At 66.8% G+C, this 15,857-nt stretch carries 19 protein-coding genes; 12 read left to right on the forward strand and 7 right to left on the reverse strand.

Translation table 11 applies throughout. The features are described from left to right. The 4 genes from ON39_RS20635 to ON39_RS20650 form a co-directional block, all read left to right on the forward strand. A partial coding sequence (locus ON39_RS20635) for an alpha/beta hydrolase (protein WP_040736753.1) occupies positions 1-1,254 on the forward strand: 1,254 nt, incomplete at its 5' end. A gap of 84 nt (positions 1,255-1,338) precedes the next feature. Beyond that, complete coding sequence (locus ON39_RS20640) at positions 1,339-2,643, forward strand: glycosyltransferase family 87 protein (protein ID WP_246003231.1); 1,305 nt, start codon at positions 1,339-1,341, stop codon at positions 2,641-2,643. Continuing rightward, positions 2,643-3,086 carry a peptide-methionine (R)-S-oxide reductase MsrB gene (gene msrB, locus ON39_RS20645; RefSeq protein ID WP_040736755.1) on the forward strand — a complete coding sequence of 148 codons (444 nt, stop codon included), beginning with the start codon at positions 2,643-2,645 and terminating at the stop codon, positions 3,084-3,086. Before ON39_RS20640 ends, msrB begins: the two co-directional genes overlap by 1 nt. A gap of 270 nt (positions 3,087-3,356) precedes the next feature. Continuing rightward, entirely contained in the window at positions 3,357-3,635 is a 279-nt protein-coding gene (locus ON39_RS20650) for a hypothetical protein (protein WP_040736757.1), read from the forward strand. 90 nt (positions 3,636-3,725) lie between these two features. On the opposite strand, the gene ON39_RS20655 is transcribed toward ON39_RS20650, so the two are convergent. After that, on the reverse strand, positions 3,726-4,607 hold the full coding sequence (locus ON39_RS20655; protein ID WP_246003230.1) for a Sco1979 family transcriptional regulator: 882 nt from the start codon (positions 4,605-4,607) through the stop codon (positions 3,726-3,728). A 278-nt stretch (positions 4,608-4,885) separates the two neighbouring features. Here ON39_RS20655 and ON39_RS20660 point away from each other — a divergent pair, with 278 nt between their 5' ends. From ON39_RS20660 to ON39_RS20675, 4 genes are all read left to right on the forward strand, one after another. Beyond that, complete coding sequence (locus tag ON39_RS20660) at positions 4,886-5,719, forward strand: SAM-dependent methyltransferase (protein WP_040736759.1); 834 nt, start codon at positions 4,886-4,888, stop codon at positions 5,717-5,719. 26 nt (positions 5,720-5,745) lie between these two features. Beyond that, on the forward strand, positions 5,746-6,204 hold the full coding sequence (locus ON39_RS20665) for a hypothetical protein (protein WP_051186853.1): 459 nt from the start codon (positions 5,746-5,748) through the stop codon (positions 6,202-6,204). A gap of 128 nt (positions 6,205-6,332) precedes the next feature. Next, on the forward strand, positions 6,333-7,259 hold the full coding sequence (locus ON39_RS20670; RefSeq protein WP_083894575.1) for an SAM-dependent methyltransferase: 927 nt from the start codon (positions 6,333-6,335) through the stop codon (positions 7,257-7,259). Positions 7,260-7,267: 8 nt separating this feature from the next. Next, a complete protein-coding gene (locus ON39_RS20675) occupies positions 7,268-7,975 on the forward strand; it encodes a DUF6081 family protein (protein ID WP_146251404.1) in 708 nt (235 codons plus the stop codon). Between the two features lie 249 nt (positions 7,976-8,224). Here the strand turns inward: ON39_RS20675 and ON39_RS48905 are convergent, their stop codons facing one another. From ON39_RS48905 to fabG, 4 genes are all read right to left on the reverse strand, one after another. Then, positions 8,225-8,731 carry a hypothetical protein gene (locus tag ON39_RS48905; RefSeq protein WP_146251401.1) on the reverse strand — a complete coding sequence of 169 codons (507 nt, stop codon included), beginning with the start codon at positions 8,729-8,731 and terminating at the stop codon, positions 8,225-8,227. 33 nt (positions 8,732-8,764) lie between these two features. Continuing rightward, positions 8,765-8,890: a hypothetical protein gene (locus tag ON39_RS50730; RefSeq protein ID WP_255219285.1), complete on the reverse strand. Its 126-nt coding sequence runs from the start codon at positions 8,888-8,890 to the stop codon at positions 8,765-8,767. A 76-nt stretch (positions 8,891-8,966) separates the two neighbouring features. Next, positions 8,967-9,419, reverse strand: a complete 453-nt coding sequence (locus tag ON39_RS20685) for a MaoC family dehydratase (RefSeq protein ID WP_040736765.1) — start codon at positions 9,417-9,419, stop codon at positions 8,967-8,969. Continuing rightward, positions 9,416-10,171: a 3-oxoacyl-ACP reductase FabG gene (fabG, locus tag ON39_RS20690; protein WP_040736767.1), complete on the reverse strand. Its 756-nt coding sequence runs from the start codon at positions 10,169-10,171 to the stop codon at positions 9,416-9,418. The genes ON39_RS20685 and fabG overlap by 4 nt, the downstream gene beginning before the upstream one ends. 204 nt (positions 10,172-10,375) lie before the next feature. Between fabG and ON39_RS20695 the strand changes: the two genes are divergently transcribed. The 3 genes from ON39_RS20695 (at position 10,376) to ON39_RS20705 (ending at position 14,063) form a co-directional block, all read left to right on the forward strand. Continuing rightward, on the forward strand, positions 10,376-10,969 hold the full coding sequence (locus tag ON39_RS20695; RefSeq protein ID WP_040736769.1) for a TetR/AcrR family transcriptional regulator: 594 nt from the start codon (positions 10,376-10,378) through the stop codon (positions 10,967-10,969). A gap of 145 nt (positions 10,970-11,114) precedes the next feature. Then, a complete protein-coding gene (locus tag ON39_RS20700; protein WP_157195499.1) occupies positions 11,115-12,236 on the forward strand; it encodes an LLM class flavin-dependent oxidoreductase in 1,122 nt (373 codons plus the stop codon). A 156-nt stretch (positions 12,237-12,392) separates the two neighbouring features. Beyond that, a complete protein-coding gene (locus ON39_RS20705; protein ID WP_051186854.1) occupies positions 12,393-14,063 on the forward strand; it encodes a hypothetical protein in 1,671 nt (556 codons plus the stop codon). 150 nt (positions 14,064-14,213) lie between these two features. On the opposite strand, the gene ON39_RS20710 is transcribed toward ON39_RS20705, so the two are convergent. After that, positions 14,214-14,708 carry a hypothetical protein gene (locus tag ON39_RS20710; protein ID WP_255219286.1) on the reverse strand — a complete coding sequence of 165 codons (495 nt, stop codon included), beginning with the start codon at positions 14,706-14,708 and terminating at the stop codon, positions 14,214-14,216. A 137-nt stretch (positions 14,709-14,845) separates the two neighbouring features. Then, positions 14,846-15,259, reverse strand: a complete 414-nt coding sequence (locus ON39_RS20715) for a contact-dependent growth inhibition system immunity protein (protein WP_040736775.1) — start codon at positions 15,257-15,259, stop codon at positions 14,846-14,848. 126 nt (positions 15,260-15,385) lie between these two features. On the opposite strand from ON39_RS20715, the gene ON39_RS20720 reads away from it, so the two are divergent. Next, on the forward strand, positions 15,386-15,820 hold the full coding sequence (locus ON39_RS20720) for an SgcJ/EcaC family oxidoreductase (RefSeq protein ID WP_040736776.1): 435 nt from the start codon (positions 15,386-15,388) through the stop codon (positions 15,818-15,820). The last annotated feature ends 37 nt before the right edge of the window (positions 15,821-15,857 follow it).

The raw sequence follows: 15,857 nt of genomic DNA on the forward strand, positions 1-15,857 counted from the left end.
AACTTCCGCACGGCCGCTATCCGCGCCAAACTGCCGCAGACCCCGGCCGACGCCGCCCCGCTGGTCCTCACCTCCGGCACGGACCGCTCCTCGACCGCCACCCTCGCCGGGCTGGCCGCCGGGCCGGCGAGCGCGCTGCTGGCCGCGCGCCCGATCGTGGCGGTGGACCGGCGCGGGATCGGCAGCTCGCAGCCGATCGACTGCCTGCCGCCCGAGGTCCGCAAGGGACTCGCCGACAACGCCCAATTCGGCCCCGGCGCAAACGATCCCGTCGAGGCGATGACCGCCCTCAGCCAGGACGGCACCATCGCCTGCCGCGACTTCCTCCAGCCCTACGAGGGCGCCTTCGACGCCCAGCACGCCGCCGACGACCTCGAGCAGCTGCGCAGGCAGTGGCAGGTCGACCACATCGCGCTGCTCGGCACCGGCAACGGTGCGAAGGTCGCGCTCAGCTACGCCCGCAAATACGGCGATCATCTGGCCAGGCTCGTCGTCGACTCCCCCGAGGCCGTCAACGCCGACGCCATTACCCGCGCCGAGCAGCGGCTGGCGGGCGCGGAGGCGGCCATGACCGCGTTCGCCCAGCGCTGCACCGCGATCAGCTGCTCGCTCGGCCCCGATCCGCGCGCCGCGGTCATCGACCTGGTGAACCGCGCCGGAACCGGTGGGCTCGGCGACATCTCGGCCGCCGCCCTGCTCACCGCGGTCTCCGGTTTTCTCGGCAGCCCACGCGCCGACCAGGCGAGCCGGGTTCGCGAACTCGCCGACGCGCTGTCCGCGGCCGGGCGCGGCGACCGCGCGGGCCTGGGCACCCTCATCCAGCGCGAGACCTCGGCCACCGGTGGCGACGGCCAATTCGTCAACCGCTGCACCGACACTCAGCAACCGCCGACCCCGACCAAGGCCAAGGAGCTGATGGGCACCTGGGGCGCGAAGTACCCGGTGTTCGGCAAGAACACGGCGATCGAGCTGATGGAGTGCGCGGCCTGGCCGGTGTCCACCGCGCCCGCGATGCCCGAGAAACTCACCATCCCGGTGCTGGTGCTCGGCGGCATCGCCGATCCGGTGGTCGGCAACGCCGGACAGGCCTCGGTCTCCGGCGCGCTCGGCGCGGCCGGGGCGCGGCACGCGGGACTCACCTGGCAGGGCTGGGGACACCCGGTCTCGACCCACTCGAGCTGTGCGCAGCGGGCGATGGTCGACTATCTGAAGGACGCGAAACTGCCCGCCGACGGGACCGCCTGCCCGGCGTGATCCCGCGGTCGGAACAGCGTCCCCAGCGGCGAGTCGAAGAGGTCCGGACAACCGCGACAAGCTGATCCGGTGTACCGTGCCCCAGTGTTACTTCGACAGCTCGAGCCCCGCAGTGCTCGCACCACCGCCGAGGTGATCAAGTTCGCACTCTGGCCCATCGCGGTCATGACTGTGCTGAACCGGGTTTTCATCAAGGCTGTCAATGGTTTCATCACCGACGACTTCCGGCCGGTCTACCAGGCCTCGCTCGACTTTCTCAACGGGCGGCCGGTGTACACGGCCAACTTCGACTCCGTCGACCCGCACTACCTGTACTACCCGAGCGGCACGCTGCTCATCGCGCCCGTGGCCTGGATCCACGACTACGAGAAGGCGCGCTGGCTGTTCATCCTGCTGAACGCCGTGGCGATCATCGTCGCCTGGTATCTGCTGCTGCGGCTGTTCCGGTTCACGCTGAGTTCCGTTGTCGCGCCGGTGTTGCTGTTCGCCATGTTCATGTCGGAGACGGTCACGAACACGCTGGTGTTCACCAACGTCAACGGCTGCGTTCTGCTGGCCGAGATGCTCTTCCTGCACTTGCTGTTGCAGCGAAAAGATCTGTGGGCCGGTGTGGCGCTCGGGCTCAGCATCGCGATCAAACCGACGTTGGCGCCGCTGCTGCTGGTCGCGCTGGTGCGCGGGCAGTGGAAGGTTTTCATCACCGCCCTGGGCGTGCCGGTGGTGCTGACCGCGATCGCGTGGCCGTTGTCGAAGGATCCGGAGAAGTTCTTCAGCCACACCGCGCCCTATCTCTTCGAGACCCGCGACTACTTCAACAGCGCGATATCGGGCAACGGCGAGTACTACGGGCTGCCGCCGTGGCTGATCTGGTTCATGCGGCTCGGCATGGGCGTGCTGGTCGCCGTCTCGCTGTGGTTGCTGTGGCGCTACTACCGGCACGATGAGCTGTTCTTCGTGTGCACGGCGTCCGGGGTGCTGCTCACCGCGGAGTTCCTGCTGTCCTCGCTGGGGCAGATGTACTACTCGATGATGCTGTTCCCGTTCCTGATGACGGTGGTGCTGCGCAACTCCGTGCTGCGCAACTGGCCGGCGTGGCTGGCGATCTTCGGGTTCATGAGTTACGACAAGTGGCTCTCGGAGCGGCCCGGCTGGCAGCACTTCGGCCGCGACCTCGAGTACCTGCGCATTACCTTCGGCTGGGGACTGCTGCTCGTCGTGGTGTTCTGTGTGCTCGGTGACCGGTATCTGGCCGCGAAGCGCGAGGGACGTCTGCAGTTCGGCATCGACCCCACCTGGATCAAGCCGGTACCCGGTGACGTCGCGGCGGACTCGTCCAGGTCGGCCGAGGGTTCCGCGCCGATCGTCGCGAAACCTATTAGCGTGGAGTGATGAGTTCCGAAGCCGATACCTCCCTGCCCGCGCCGCGCATCCAGCTGACGCCCCAGGAGTGGCGGGCCAAGCTGAACCCCGAGGAGTACGCGGTGCTGCGCGAGGCCGCGACCGAACGCCCCTTCGTCGGCGAGTACACCGACACCAAGACCGAAGGCGTCTACGCATGCCGGGCCTGCGGAGCCGAATTGTTCCGCAGCACCGAGAAATTCGACTCGCACTGCGGTTGGCCGTCGTTCTTCGACCCCGCCCAGTCCGACGCGGTGATCCTCAAATCCGACGACACCCTCGGCATGCACCGGGTCGAGGTGCTGTGCGCCAACTGCCACAGCCACCTCGGGCACGTGTTCGAGGGCGAGGGATACAACACGCCCACCGACAAGCGGTACTGCATCAACTCCATCTCGTTGCGGTTGCAGCCTGCGGAGGGGTCTGCCGGCTGATATCGGCACCTCCTACATCGAAACGGCGGGCCGCCTAGCACCCTCGCCGTGGTGAGGACCTGACGCGCCGCCCTCTGGACGCCGAACGGTCGGCGACCTCCGGGTAGTTGGGACGCGTCGTTGCGGTAGCCCTATCCGGCCGTGCATACAGATGCGACGCCTCGGTCAACGACGGCGATAACGATCTGGTTGCGGAGGGCCTGTGCGGGCCGCGCAGTGGTACCCGTTCGATCGCTCAGGTCAACAACCTGTCGATCGAGGAGGTGCTAATTGGTCATCATCGCGATTCACGACGCTCTGCTCGCTCAGATCGGCGATCCGAACCCGGAGGCACCGCCGATCTCGGACCAGCTTCTGCAGATCTTTCGCTACTTCACCTGGTTCGTGCTCCTGTCCGGGGTCACCGGAATCACCTACGCCGGTGGCAGATTCGCCTGGGAGAAATGGAACGGCGGCCCGCTCGCCTCGCCGAAGATGCTCGCCGGAGCCATGGCCGGCGGCCTCATCGCCACCAGCGCCGGCACGATCCTCAACGCCGTGCTCGGCTGAGCGCGGCAGGCCCCGCGCCGGACCGCGAAAAGGCACCGTCGGATCGGCCGCCACGCGCAGCGGTGTCGCGTGCGGGGCGCTGTCGTCCGGTCAGTCTTCGGCGAGCAGTGTGCGAAGGAACTGCTCGCTCCTGGCCGGTGTCAAGGCTTGGACGCTCACGCGGTCCATGACCGATTTATAGAACTCTACGTCGCGTCGCTTCTCGAAGTAGAGCGAGCTGGCGATCTGCTCGGTGTAGACGATGTCGGGCAGTTCCGGCTCCGGGAATCGGAGGATGCTGAAGGAGCCGCCCATCGCGGCGTGGCCGCCGACCGAGAAGGGCAGCACCTGGATGCGCACCTTGGGATGCTCCGCCATCGTGATCAGGTGTTTGATCTGATCCTCGAGTACTCGTTCGCCGCCCACCGGCCGACGCAGCGCGCTCTCGTCGAGCACCGCCCACAGCGTGGGCGCGGAAGCGCGATGGAATATCTCCTGTCGCCGCATCCGGACGGCGACTCGCCGCTCGGTCGGTTCGTCGGTGCCGATTTCGATCACCGAGCGGGCATAGTCGGCGGTCTGGAGCAGTCCCGGCACGAATTGGCCCTCATAGGTGCGAATGGTGGTCGCGGCCTGCTCGAGGCCGATATAGGTTTCGAACCAGCTCGGCAGCAGGTCGCTGTAGCGGTGCCACCAGCCGGGGTCATTGGCTCGGCGGCACAATTCGAAGTACGTCTCGCGCTTGTCCTCGTCGACCACCTTGTACAGCGTCAGCAGGTCGCGTAGATCGCGCTCTTTGACACCCGTGCGACCCAGCTCCATGCGGCTGATCTTGGCGTGGGAGCCGCGGATCCAGTCACCCGCGGCCTCTCGGGTGACCCCGCAATCTTCCCGCAATTGACGCAATCTGCTACCGAGCGCTATGCGCAGGACTGTCGGACCCCGTTCCGCCGCAGGGAATTCCGAGCCGCCGCTGCCCACATCGTTCGCCACGAACCACCTCCCAGCAGAAGAACCATGCAGCGGGAAGCGTGTCGAGCAACACCACAACGCCGCATCGGCAACCGACCTTACCGGCGACCGGCGTGACCACCGCACGGGATGGTCACATGTGACGGTACCGCTGCGGAACGTTCCAACTCCGCGAACGCGCCTCCACTGTGGATCCATAAGGGCTACAACACAATAGTTGTGAGTAATCCGGGCGGGTCGCGCGCCATCGTGCGTACAGTCGCAGCTGACGGTGGCCGAGCGGGACGAAGGGAGCAGCCATGACGTCAGCCGAGGAGAAGGCCCGTCTCGGAAATGTAGACCCCGATACCCCTAGCATCGCCCGCGTATACGACTATGCCCTCGGCGGGAAGGACTGGTTCCCGGTCGACCGCGCCGCGTTCGAGCACCTGCGCACCGTAGTACCCCATCAGGCCGATGTCGGGAAGACCAATCGGCGCTGGCTGGAGCGGGTGGTGCGTTATGTCACCCAGATCGGCGGTGTCCGGCAGATCCTGGACCTGGGCAGCGGTCTGCCGACGCAGAAGAACACCCACGAGGTGGCCCAGGAGTTCGGCGCCGAGGTGGAGGTCGTCTATGTGGACAACGACCCGATGTGCGTCACCCGGAGCCGGGAATTGTTGCAGGCCAACGAGTTCACCCACTTTCTCGATCTCGACCTCACCGAGCCGGCCCGCGTCATGACCGACGCCGGGGTCAACCGCTACCTCGACCTGGACCAGCCGCTGTTGCTGATGCAATGCGGGACACTGCACCACCTCGACGACGATCGTGATCCCGCCGGCATCATGGCCGAGTACATTCGGCGCCTCCCATCCGGTTCCTACGTGATGATCAGCCACTTCTTCGATCCCGGCGCGGCCGACCCGGAACTGCACACGCTGGCGCGGCGAGCCGAGCAGGCTCTGCACGACGAGGGTCTCGGCACCGGCCGCTGGCGCACGCGCGAGGAATTGACCCCCTTGTTCGACGGAGTCGAGTTGCTCGCGCCGGGGCTGGTGCAGCTGCACCAGTGGTGGCCGGGCGGTCCGGGGCATCGCGCACCGTGGCCGGAGGAGCTACTCATCGTCGGCGGCCTCGGCCGCAAGCCGTAATCCCCTCCGTCCCAAAGGAGTTCGACATGACAACAGCCGACACGTCGAGCACTGACATCCGCGACAAACTCGCCGGCATCCTCACCCGCACCAGTATCGATCTCGCCACCTCCAAGGACGGCGTCAACTGGTGTTCGAACGCGTTCTTCACCGCCCTGGACGACGACCCGTTCCGGCTCACCATCGTGCTGGAAGACGGTGGCAGAACCCTGGACTGCCTGAAGGCCAACCCGAATGTCGGGGTGAAGGTAGTGCCGGGCGGACTGCTCGATCCGTTCGCACAGGGTTCGGCGACCGTGACGATCCGTGACACCGACGCGGACCGGAAGGAGACGTTCGACGCCCTGCTCCGCAAGGAACCGCAGATCGAGCCGTTCTTGGCCACGCCGATCCAAGCGTTGATCGTGAACGTCGACTGGTGGCGGGTGACGCACGTACAGGGCGGCTGGCTACCGGGGCGCGTGCTCCGGCGCCCCGGCGCGTGAGACATCGCTCGCGCCGAGCGGTAGGCTTGCCTCGCGCATGCTCGAAACACGCACTGGCGCATTGCTTTCCGCTTTCCCATGGCTGACGACCGGATCCCGGCACGTCGCCGACGAACAGAGAGGTCGTCATGTCCGATACCACTCCACAGACCGGTGTGCGGGCGCCGGTCGGTGTGGACACCACACGCGCGAGCATCGCCCGTGTCTACGACGCCACGCTCGGCGGCAAGGACAACTATCCGGTCGATCGCTATGTCCGTGACAAGGTCGCCGAGGTGGCGCCGCGGCAGGGCGACGTCGCGCGGATGAACCGGCGCTGGCTGCACCGGGTGGTGAGGTATCTGTCCGGCACCGTCGGCATCGACCAATTCCTCGACATCGGTGCGGGATTGCCGACCGTCGGCAATACGCACGAGATCGCGCAGCAGCAGAACCCCGAGGCCTGCGTGGTGTATGTCGACAACGACCCGGTCTGCAATATCCACGGCCGGGTGCTGCTCGAAAGCAACGATTACACCCATTTCGTGCCCGCCGATCTGACCGAGCCGAATACCCTGCTGACGCACTCGGAGGTCACCGAGCATCTGGACCTCACCCGTCCGATCGCGTTGATCCTGTGCGGGATACTCCATCACGTCGACGACGATCTCGATCCGGCCCGGATCATGCGCGAGTACATCGACGCGCTGCCATTCGGCTCCTACGTCGCCATCACGCATTTCTACGACCCCGACGACGGCTCCGAAGCCCACGACATGGCGATCGAACTCCAACGTCGTTTCACCGAAATGGGTTTGGGCTCGGGCTGGTACCGCACCCGTGCGCAAATCGCCTCGTATTTCGGGGATTTGGTGCTGGTCGAGCCGGGCCTGGTGGAACTCGACGACTGGTGGCCGATGGGGCCTGCGCTGCGTCCTCGGCTGACCGAGGAGCGCCTGCTGCTCGGCGGACTCGGTCACAAACCCGAGCCGGCCGACGGCGTGGTGACCGCCCTCCATCGCGCGAAGATCGATCGCGAGAACGCTTCGGCGTCCGACGACACCGAGCAGGAGTGAACGCACCGGTGCAGACATACGACGACTTCGACGGCCCGCAGCTTCGCGAGGATCGCTGGAGGTACCTGGAGGTCCCGCTCAGCGACACCGAAACCTGGCGTTACGCGGACCCCGCGACAAGAATCGACGTCGGTGACGGCGTCGCGAGCCTGCGCATCGAGGCATTCACCCGATCCCACTCGCAGGTCCAGATTCTCGACAATCCGAAGCATCTCCTGGTGTCGGTCGAGGAATTCGATCTCACCACCGGACCGCGTACGTTCGCGGTGGAGATGGCCGCCGAGAATATCGGGGTCAGCGGCGCGGATTACCGAGACGGCTTCGCCGCCTTCAACGTTCTCGATATGAGCAGCGCCCAGGTCTTCGATCTGATCGCCACGAGCAGGCAGGCGTTCGCGATCCACGAACGGCTCTTCGTGCCGGGGATGGTCGACAAGGACGACGCGTTCAGCCACGTCGTGCACGCACCGCTGGCCGAGGTGGCGTTCGAGTCCGGCGAGTTCCATCGATACGCCGTCATCATCGACCGAGACAACGCGACGGTGCGGTGGCAGATCGAGGGCGCGACGGTCTTCACCGCCCACGCACCGCAACTACCGCGCACGGTGCAGATCGGATTCGGCATCATCACCCTGCACCCCATCCGCGACGGACACAGCACCTCGGTACGCGGGCAAGGGTTACACGGCCGGTGGCGAAACTTCACCGTCGACTGATTATTCGGCCCTGCGGACTTTCCGCACCGGAATACCGGCCCGCGGCGAGAACCTGCTGTCCGCGGATCTGCTCCAGCCGGTCGCGCACGCCTGCGAATATCAACAGCCACAACACTTCTCGTTCGTTGCCGGATCACCTACGTCCGGCCCCGATCACGGATTGTGGTTGGTGCCCAATGTCGCCCGCGCCCGCGACGCGGTGCGTGACCGCCCCGACGCGGCGACCGTCGACGACCTCGTTCGCGACCTTCAGGTCACCAAAGTGCTGCGCGGCCAGGTGAACATCGTCGCCGAGCACGCCACGAACGGCTGCGGGCGATCCTCGGTCCCGGCGGCAGCGGAAAGTCCACCGCGGTCGCCATGCTGGTGCGCCCAGATCTGCTCGGCGCGGAAACCGCGATCAGCGCAGCACATATCGGCGCGGCCGTCCGCGCTGCGCGCGATGCCCTCGGCGGCACTGCCCGACCGGATCGCGCTGTGGCAGGCGTGGCTGCCCGACTTCGTCGCGCGGCTCGGGCCGGACCACCCCGAGACCCAGCGGGTCCGCGACACCATCGCCGAGTGGCAGGCCCGGCTCGTCCCACCCGAACGCGCAGGCCCGCCGCAACGCCCCGATCCGCCTGGGCGCCAGTGGATTCCGCGCACCCTGGTCGGTGCGGTGATCGTCGCCATCCTGCTCGGCTTGTGGGGCAGCTGTGCTCGGGCGACGCCGCCACCGGCGAGGAACGCCGCGAGCGAGACGGCCTTGGCCACCACGTCGCCGGAGCCGACTTCAGAAGCGACACAACCCTACTCGGCGCCGCCGGTCTCGACCACGGCCCAGCGACCACGGTCGAGCGCCCCGACGTCCAAACCCTCCGTCGCCGCGCCGATCACCGAGTCCAGCGAACCGCCGATCGTCACAACCGACGTCATCTCGCTCCCCGTGGTCACATCGCCCAAGAACGGTGTACCGACGCCGTGCAGCGTGATCGACAGTGAACGGGACCGGTCACACCACCACGAGCGTCACCGTCTCGACCACGCACACCGGTTTGTCGCCGCCCTCGCGCTCGATGACGACCTCGGCGGTGACCAGATGCCCGCCTTTGCCCGGCGCCACGGACCGCAACTCGATTCCGGCCCTGACCCGGGCGCCGACGGGAACGGGCGCGGGGAAGCGGAGCTTGTTGGCACCGTAGTTGACGCCCATCGCGATGCCCTCGATCCGGTACACCTCCGACGCCAGCGTCGGCACCAGCGACAAGGTGAGATAGCCGTGCGCGATGGTGGTGCCGAACGGGCCGTGGGCCGCCTTCTCGGTGTCGACGTGGATCCACTGATGGTCGCCGGTCGCGTCGGCGAAGGTGTTCACCCGATCCTGGGTGATCTCATGCCACTCGGAGTACCCCAGATGCGTGCCGACCGCCGCTTCGAGTTCGGCGATGCCGTGGAAGATTCTCATGCCTTCGGACCGCCCGCGACGTAGAGCACCTGGCCGGAGACGAAACCCGCGCCCTCGCTGACGAAGAACGATACGGCGTGCGCGATATCGGCCGGGACACCGGTGCGGGCCACCGGAATCTCCTTGGCCGCACCGGCTTTGAAGTCCTCGAACGGGATGCCGACGCGGGCGGCGGTGGCGGCGGTCATCTCGGTCTCGATGAAGCCGGGGGCGATGGCGTTGGCGGTGATGCCGAACTTGCCGAGTTCCAGGGCGAGGGTCTTGGTGAAGCCCTGCACTCCGGCCTTGGCGGCCGCGTAGTTGGCCTGGCCGCGGTTGCCGAGCGCCGAGGTGCTCGACAGGTTGACGATGCGACCGAAACCGGCTGCGGTCATGTGCTTCTGGGCCGCGCGAGTCATCAGGAACGCGCCGCGCAGGTGCACGTTCATCACCAGGTCCCAGTCGTCGGTGGTCATCTTGAACAGCAGGTTGTCGCGGATCACGCCGGCATTGTTGACCAGCACGGTGGGCGGCCCGAGCTCGGCGACGACGCGCTCGACGGCGGCCGCCACCGCGGCCTCGTCGGCGACGTCGGCGCCGATCGCGACGGCCCGGCCACCGGCGCCCTCGATCTCGGCGACGACCGGCTCGCAGGCCGCCTCATCGAGATCCAGCACGGCGACGGCCATTCCGTCGGCGGCCAGGCGCAGGGCCACGCCCCTGCCGATGCCGCGGGCCGCACCGGTGACGATGGCGGTTCTCGTGGTGCTCATGAAGTGCTCCTCTTCGGGGTGTGGTTCAGACGCCGGTCAGCGTGCGCCCGCGTCGACGGCGGAGTAACTAAGCGCTTGCTTAGTAGGATGGTGCCCGAGTTCACAGACGACCGTCAATAGACCTCGACTTCCGATGCTCTGTTAGCCACGTCACCCCGCCCACGACCAGTGTGTTTTCCACCGAGACGAGATAATGGCGATCCCATGACCGAGACCTCCGAGCCCCGCGGCGACGCCACCCGCGCACGACTTCTCGAAGCCGCCACCGCGGCGTTCGCCGACAAGGGCTTCAACGGGACCACAACACGCGATATCGCCGCGGCCGCGGGGATGAGCCCCGCCGCCGTCTACGTGCATCACAAATCCAAAGAAGAACTGCTCTATCTGATCTCGCGAGCAGGCCACGACCGAACCCTCGCGCTGGTGCGCAAGGCGGCGGTCTCCTCGGACGATCCAGCGAGCGCGCTGCGCACCATGATCCACGATTTCGCGGTGCACCACGCCCGCGGGCACACCCGCGCGCGGATCGTGAATTATGAACTGGGCTCGCTGAATTCGGAACACCGGGCGGAGATTCGCGGCATCCGCAGGCAGATCGATCAGGCGGTGCGCGCATTGATCGAGCGGGGGATCCGCGACGGTGTGTTTCATATCCCCGACGCCAGGATCGCCACGGTGGCCCTGCTCTCGCTCGGTGTCGATATCGCTCGGTGGTATCGCGATGACGGGGATTGGTCACCTGAAGATATTGCGATGGCCTACGCGGACATGGCGTTACGGATCGTCGGGGCCGGGTAGCGACGCGTTCCTCGATTTCGGGGCCGGGAGTTCTAGCTTCTTGCTATAAATCTAGGACGATTTCTACCTTCAGGGGTGGGCGATGGGCCGACGTGAGAGTCCGTACAAGGTTCGGCCGCGAGGTGAGCGGGTTCGGCTCGGATACTTGATCGAGCCCGTCGCTCCCGTGTGGGCGATCAAGCTGAACTTGCGGACCGCGAGCCTGCTGGGCGTCGACGATGTGTGGTTCTCCGACCACACCAAGTCGGCGTTTCCGGCTGCCGCGTGGAACGCTCGGTTCTCGCCGATGGCGCGCTTCGTCTCCACGCTGGACGCGTACCTGGATCCAACCGTCGCGCTGGCCCGATGGGCTCGCCCGCGCGGGCCGGTGATGGGTGTCGCGGTCACCGATGTGGTCCGGCGCAGTCCGGCCGATCTGGCGCGGGCGTGGATGTCGCTGCATCATCTGACGCGCGGCAAGGTGGTGCTGGGGATCGGGTCGGGCGAGTACGAGAACACGGTGCCCTACGGGTTGACGCTGGAGCCGCGCGCCAGGCGGCTGGCCGACGCTTTGACCGCGGTGCGCGCCGCATGGTCCTCCCCCGGCGATCTGCTCACCCACGAAGGGCCGTTCCACGCCTGGCGCGACGCCAGATTCGGGCTGCCGCCGCTCAACGGCACGACTCCGCCGATATGGGTGGCCGCGCAGGGACCTCGTGCGTGCCGGATCGCCGGGCAGCACGGCGACGGCTGGATGTTCATCCTCAACGACACGACCACCTCCTGGCACACCGCCGCCACCCACTTCGCGCGCGCCGCCCAGGACTCCGGACGCGACCCGGAAACCTTGCACCGCAGCGTTTTACTGGCCCCACTGCTGGCACCCGACCAGCGTGTCCTCGACGAACTGTGCCGCGCGCCCTTCATCCGAGCCATGGCCCTGGCCATGCCGGGAGCGAGCTGGACCGCGGCCGGAGCGACGCACCCGCTCGGCGCCGACAACCTCGGTTACTCGCAGGTGGACCCCGCCGTCTTCGAAGGCGAGCGCTTCGCCGAATACAGCAGGCACGTCACACCCGAGGTGGTGCGCGGTCTCATGCCCTCCGGCACCGCGGCCGACGTCGAGCGCTGGTTGGATCCCTATCTCGACGCGGGTCTGAATCACATCCTCTTCTACGCCTTCGCCGCCGCGGTCACGCCGAGATTGGCCGCGGCCGGGCTCGTAGAGCAGCGCCGGCTGATCAACAGGCTGAAGAAGCGGCGGCCGGGTCCGTTTCCGGGGGCGTGATGTACCGGCTTCGAAGCTGGTAACCAACTACGTTCGGATACCAAGGATTCAGGGTGGTGCGTCAGCGGATACGCGCTCTTACAGTGTGATTGAGCAAGATATCCACTGCCACGACCGTGGGCGTCGCGACAGTCGGGCGAGGACTGGTGAGGCGATATGCCGCGGACGATTCGGTTTCTCCTCCTGTGGTCGGTGCCGCCGCTGCTGATCGGCGCCTACTGGCTGCTGTGGGCGGTGGTCGCGCCCGGTTTCGGCAGGCAGAACAGCGTGCGGGCGTGGGTGTTCAACGTCGTCCTGCACGGCAGCGGACTGTGGTGGGTGGTCATCTACTACGTCGTCGGGCTGACCGTCTACTGCGCGCGGGTGTACCGGGACAGGCCCAAGGGGCACGCCGTCCATCGGGCCGTCGCCGTCGGCGGTGCCCTGCTGTTCGTCGTAACGCTCTCCGTACCAATCTTTTTCGCGGTCAACCTCGACAAGAACGAGGGCCGCTTCTACGCCGGCGCCACCACGTTCTACGCCCGCGATCCCGGGCGGGTCCCGTCGTCGCTGCACCTGCTCGCCGACGGCGGCACGAAGAACTCCGGCGGCTGCGCGATCCGCGGCGGCCACGATGTCTACGGCTGCGTCGAGCAGGGCGACCTGTCGCCGGCGGGCTGGGAACCCCGCGTCGGGTCGCTCGACGGCGCCACCATCGCCCTCGGGCGGGCGATCGGGGACGTACAGGCGGTCAGCCTGCGTCCGGAAACCATCACCTACCTCAACGGGCGAGGCGGCACCCTCGGTTCGTGGAGCGGGGTGCTCGACGGCAGCGGCATCACCGTCTCGCTGGGCGGGGTGGCCGAGTGGACCGGCGAGGGCAACGTCACCGCCTGCACGTTCACCGGCGACTACGCCATCGACCGGGCCTTCGGCGGCGCCCGAATGAACAGCCTGACGAACCTGCTGCGCGAGCGTTTTCCGCTGATCGGCTTCGAGATGAGCGACGTGTGGGGCTACTGCGACGGCAAACAACCGGTCGTGGTCATCCCCGTCACGACGCCGATCCCGTGGACGCATCGGACGGTCGACGCTCCCGCGGGTGTCATCATCGTGCGCGGCGATCACGGTCACGTGAGCACGGACTACCGAGCCGACGTCGCCGCCGGCACACTCCCGGGCCCCGTCTACCCGAAATCCCTTGTCGCCCGGCAGCGTACGGAGACCAAGTGGGCGGCGGGCCGAGAAAACCTGAACCGCAACCACTTCGGCTTCGATCCCGCGCATTCGCAGGCGCAGAGCGGCAATGTCGCCGAGTACCTGTTACGCGACAAGCGCACCGGCCGGCTCCAGTGGGTGACGCCGATGACGCTGCGCGGCAGCACCTCCGAGCTGTTCGTCGCGTATTCGGTGACCCCCGCCGACGAGGTGCATCGGCGCGAGCTGAATCCGCAGTCGGTGTTCGTGTTCGACGACACCGATCCGCGCCGGATCAACATCGACAACCTCGACGCCGACGCCCGCTCATGGCTGGCGACCAACGCGGGCACGGTGATGTCCAACGGCGGCAAACTGGTCGAGTTCACCCCGATCGATGGCGACACTTGGCGTGGCTTCGTCGAATTCAACGGCCGCGTCGCCTACCGGATAGACATCAGCGCCACCCACAAGATTCCGGTCCAGCTGACCGAGCTGGACGCCACCGGCCAAACGCAGCCTGCCCAGCCCGCCGCCTCCCGTAATGCGGACTGCGGCAAGGTTTTAGGCTCGCTCACGCCAGCGCAGTTGACGCAGTGTGCCAAGGTTTTCGTCGATGAACTGGCGAACCGGCAGCCACCTCCCCGGTAGTCGTCCGCATCGGCTCATCCGCCTTCCCCGCCACCAGGCCCATCGTGGCGGCGATGGGCCTGGTGTTCGAGACGGGTGTGCTCAGTCGTCCGAGCGATCAGTTTCGAGATCGGCCGAAACCTGTTCGGCCCGAAACGAATCGCCGCGGGCTCAGCCGAGCGTGAACGTCGCGCGGCCCCCGAGGTGCTCCAAATCCACATTCTGCGGATAGACCTGGGAGTACGTGTCGATCCACGCCTCCACCTTCCCGGCGCCCGGCGCCATGCCGATGCCCGTGATCACGTTGTCCGGCATGCCGACCACCGACGTGCCTTCGACACGTTGTGACTGTCCGCCGGTCGCGCCGGTATCGACGTTGCGCCAATGCACGGTGAGGTAGTAGGCCCCGCAGAACTCCCCGGTCTGCGTGATCTTCGCCCGGACACCGATCACACCGGACCGCTCCTGAGGCACCGTCTCGGCATTGACGATCGCGGCACAGTTCGGCCCCGGCACCCGCGTGAGCGTCGGCGTGAACTGGGCCACCGGATCAGTAGGGTTGGCACCGGCACTCCCCCCGAACCCGCTCGCCGCGGCCGCCATCGCCACCGCGACCACCCCCGTGCGTACCATAAACCGTTGTAAGGAAACGTTTTTCAGACTCATACCCATTTGTCGTCCCACGCACGAACATCGTTATCCCCACCCGCCCCCTCAAACTCGAGGGCTGGACAACCCCCCGTCCCTCGTAACCTCCGCCGAGACCACGACCCGATCGACACCCTCGCCGAACAGGGCATCACCTACGTCCCCTTCTTCGGTTCGGACAAGAAGCCGTTGACCGCCCGGCGAATCTCCGAGATGCCAGCGTCCTCGGGTTCCACGATCAAGGCATCCGCCCGCTGCGCGACACGCCGGGCTCGGTCCAACAGAGCGCTATCGGCCGACCAGTGTTCGGACCCAAGCCGCAGCACCGCTACAAGAAGATCACCCGGATAGAAGTCGCCCGAAGCAAGTGGGTCTCGTTCCAGCACCTCCAGCGCCCGAGGCAAGAGCACCGCGGTTCCGACACTCTGTGACAACATGATCCGCAGGTCTTCGACGCCGAACTCGGAGACGGGGACCCGGCGCAGCTCGTGAACTCTCCGGATCAGGTGAGTCGTCTCCGGCGGCGACGCACCCCAGGCGACGCCCTCGACATCCTCCACGGAACGCATGTCGCCGGAACCATCGGTTCCATGACTCATAGCAGTGCGCAACTCCCAATCCCTTGTCTCCCAGAGACTCTAATCGGCAAGCGCATGCTTGACCTCGATCATGGTTTAGGTTTCACAATCTGAGGTATGGACGATGACAGTGTGGCGATACGGGAACTGTTCGATCGTTATACCGAGCTGTGGGTTCGGCACGAGATGTGGGAGTGGGGGAAGTTGTTCACCGAGGACTGCGACTTCATTACGCACCGGGGGATGTGGTGGCGGTCGCGGGAGGAGAATGTGCGGGGACATCTGGATGTGCCGGAATCTGTTCTGGCGCAGAAGAAGAACTACAGCCAGACGGTCATCGACGTCCAGCCGCTCACTCCGGGAGTGATGCTGGTGCACACCGAGTGGGCGTGGCCCGATCACGTACTGCCGGGCGCCCCGGCGGCCGAAGATCGTCGTGGACTCATCACCGCGGTCCTCGTGCGCCGCGAAGGGAACTGGCTGATCCGTTCGGCACACAACACACGCCTCAACGGACTCGACGACTTCGCCCCGCGAAGCGCGGGTTCGTAAAGCCCGATCGGGGCTCGGCGAGCACCGAGCGTTCGGG

Source organism: Nocardia tenerifensis NBRC 101015 (assembly GCF_000308715.1).
Taxonomy (GTDB): domain Bacteria; phylum Actinomycetota; class Actinomycetes; order Mycobacteriales; family Mycobacteriaceae; genus Nocardia; species Nocardia tenerifensis.

Bases quoted from the DNA above. Each gene is read 5' to 3' on its own strand.
- msrB (WP_040736755.1), top strand. From the start codon at position 2,643: ATGAGTTCCGAAGCCGATACCTCCCTGCCCGCGCCGCGCATCCAGCTG.
- ON39_RS20660 (WP_040736759.1), top strand. From the start codon at position 4,886: ATGACGTCAGCCGAGGAGAAGGCCCGTCTCGGAAATGTAGACCCCGAT.
- ON39_RS20665 (WP_051186853.1), top strand. From the start codon at position 5,746: ATGACAACAGCCGACACGTCGAGCACTGACATCCGCGACAAACTCGCC.
- ON39_RS20670 (WP_083894575.1), top strand. From the start codon at position 6,333: ATGTCCGATACCACTCCACAGACCGGTGTGCGGGCGCCGGTCGGTGTG.
- ON39_RS50730 (WP_255219285.1), bottom strand. From the start codon at position 8,890: ATGACGTCGGTTGTGACGATCGGCGGTTCGCTGGACTCGGTGATCGGC.
- ON39_RS20685 (WP_040736765.1), bottom strand. From the start codon at position 9,419: ATGAGAATCTTCCACGGCATCGCCGAACTCGAAGCGGCGGTCGGCACG.
- fabG (WP_040736767.1), bottom strand. From the start codon at position 10,171: ATGAGCACCACGAGAACCGCCATCGTCACCGGTGCGGCCCGCGGCATC.
- ON39_RS20695 (WP_040736769.1), top strand. From the start codon at position 10,376: ATGACCGAGACCTCCGAGCCCCGCGGCGACGCCACCCGCGCACGACTT.
- ON39_RS20705 (WP_051186854.1), top strand. From the start codon at position 12,393: ATGCCGCGGACGATTCGGTTTCTCCTCCTGTGGTCGGTGCCGCCGCTG.
- ON39_RS20710 (WP_255219286.1), bottom strand. From the start codon at position 14,708: ATGAGTCTGAAAAACGTTTCCTTACAACGGTTTATGGTACGCACGGGG.
- ON39_RS20715 (WP_040736775.1), bottom strand. From the start codon at position 15,259: ATGCGTTCCGTGGAGGATGTCGAGGGCGTCGCCTGGGGTGCGTCGCCG.
- ON39_RS20720 (WP_040736776.1), top strand. From the start codon at position 15,386: ATGGACGATGACAGTGTGGCGATACGGGAACTGTTCGATCGTTATACC.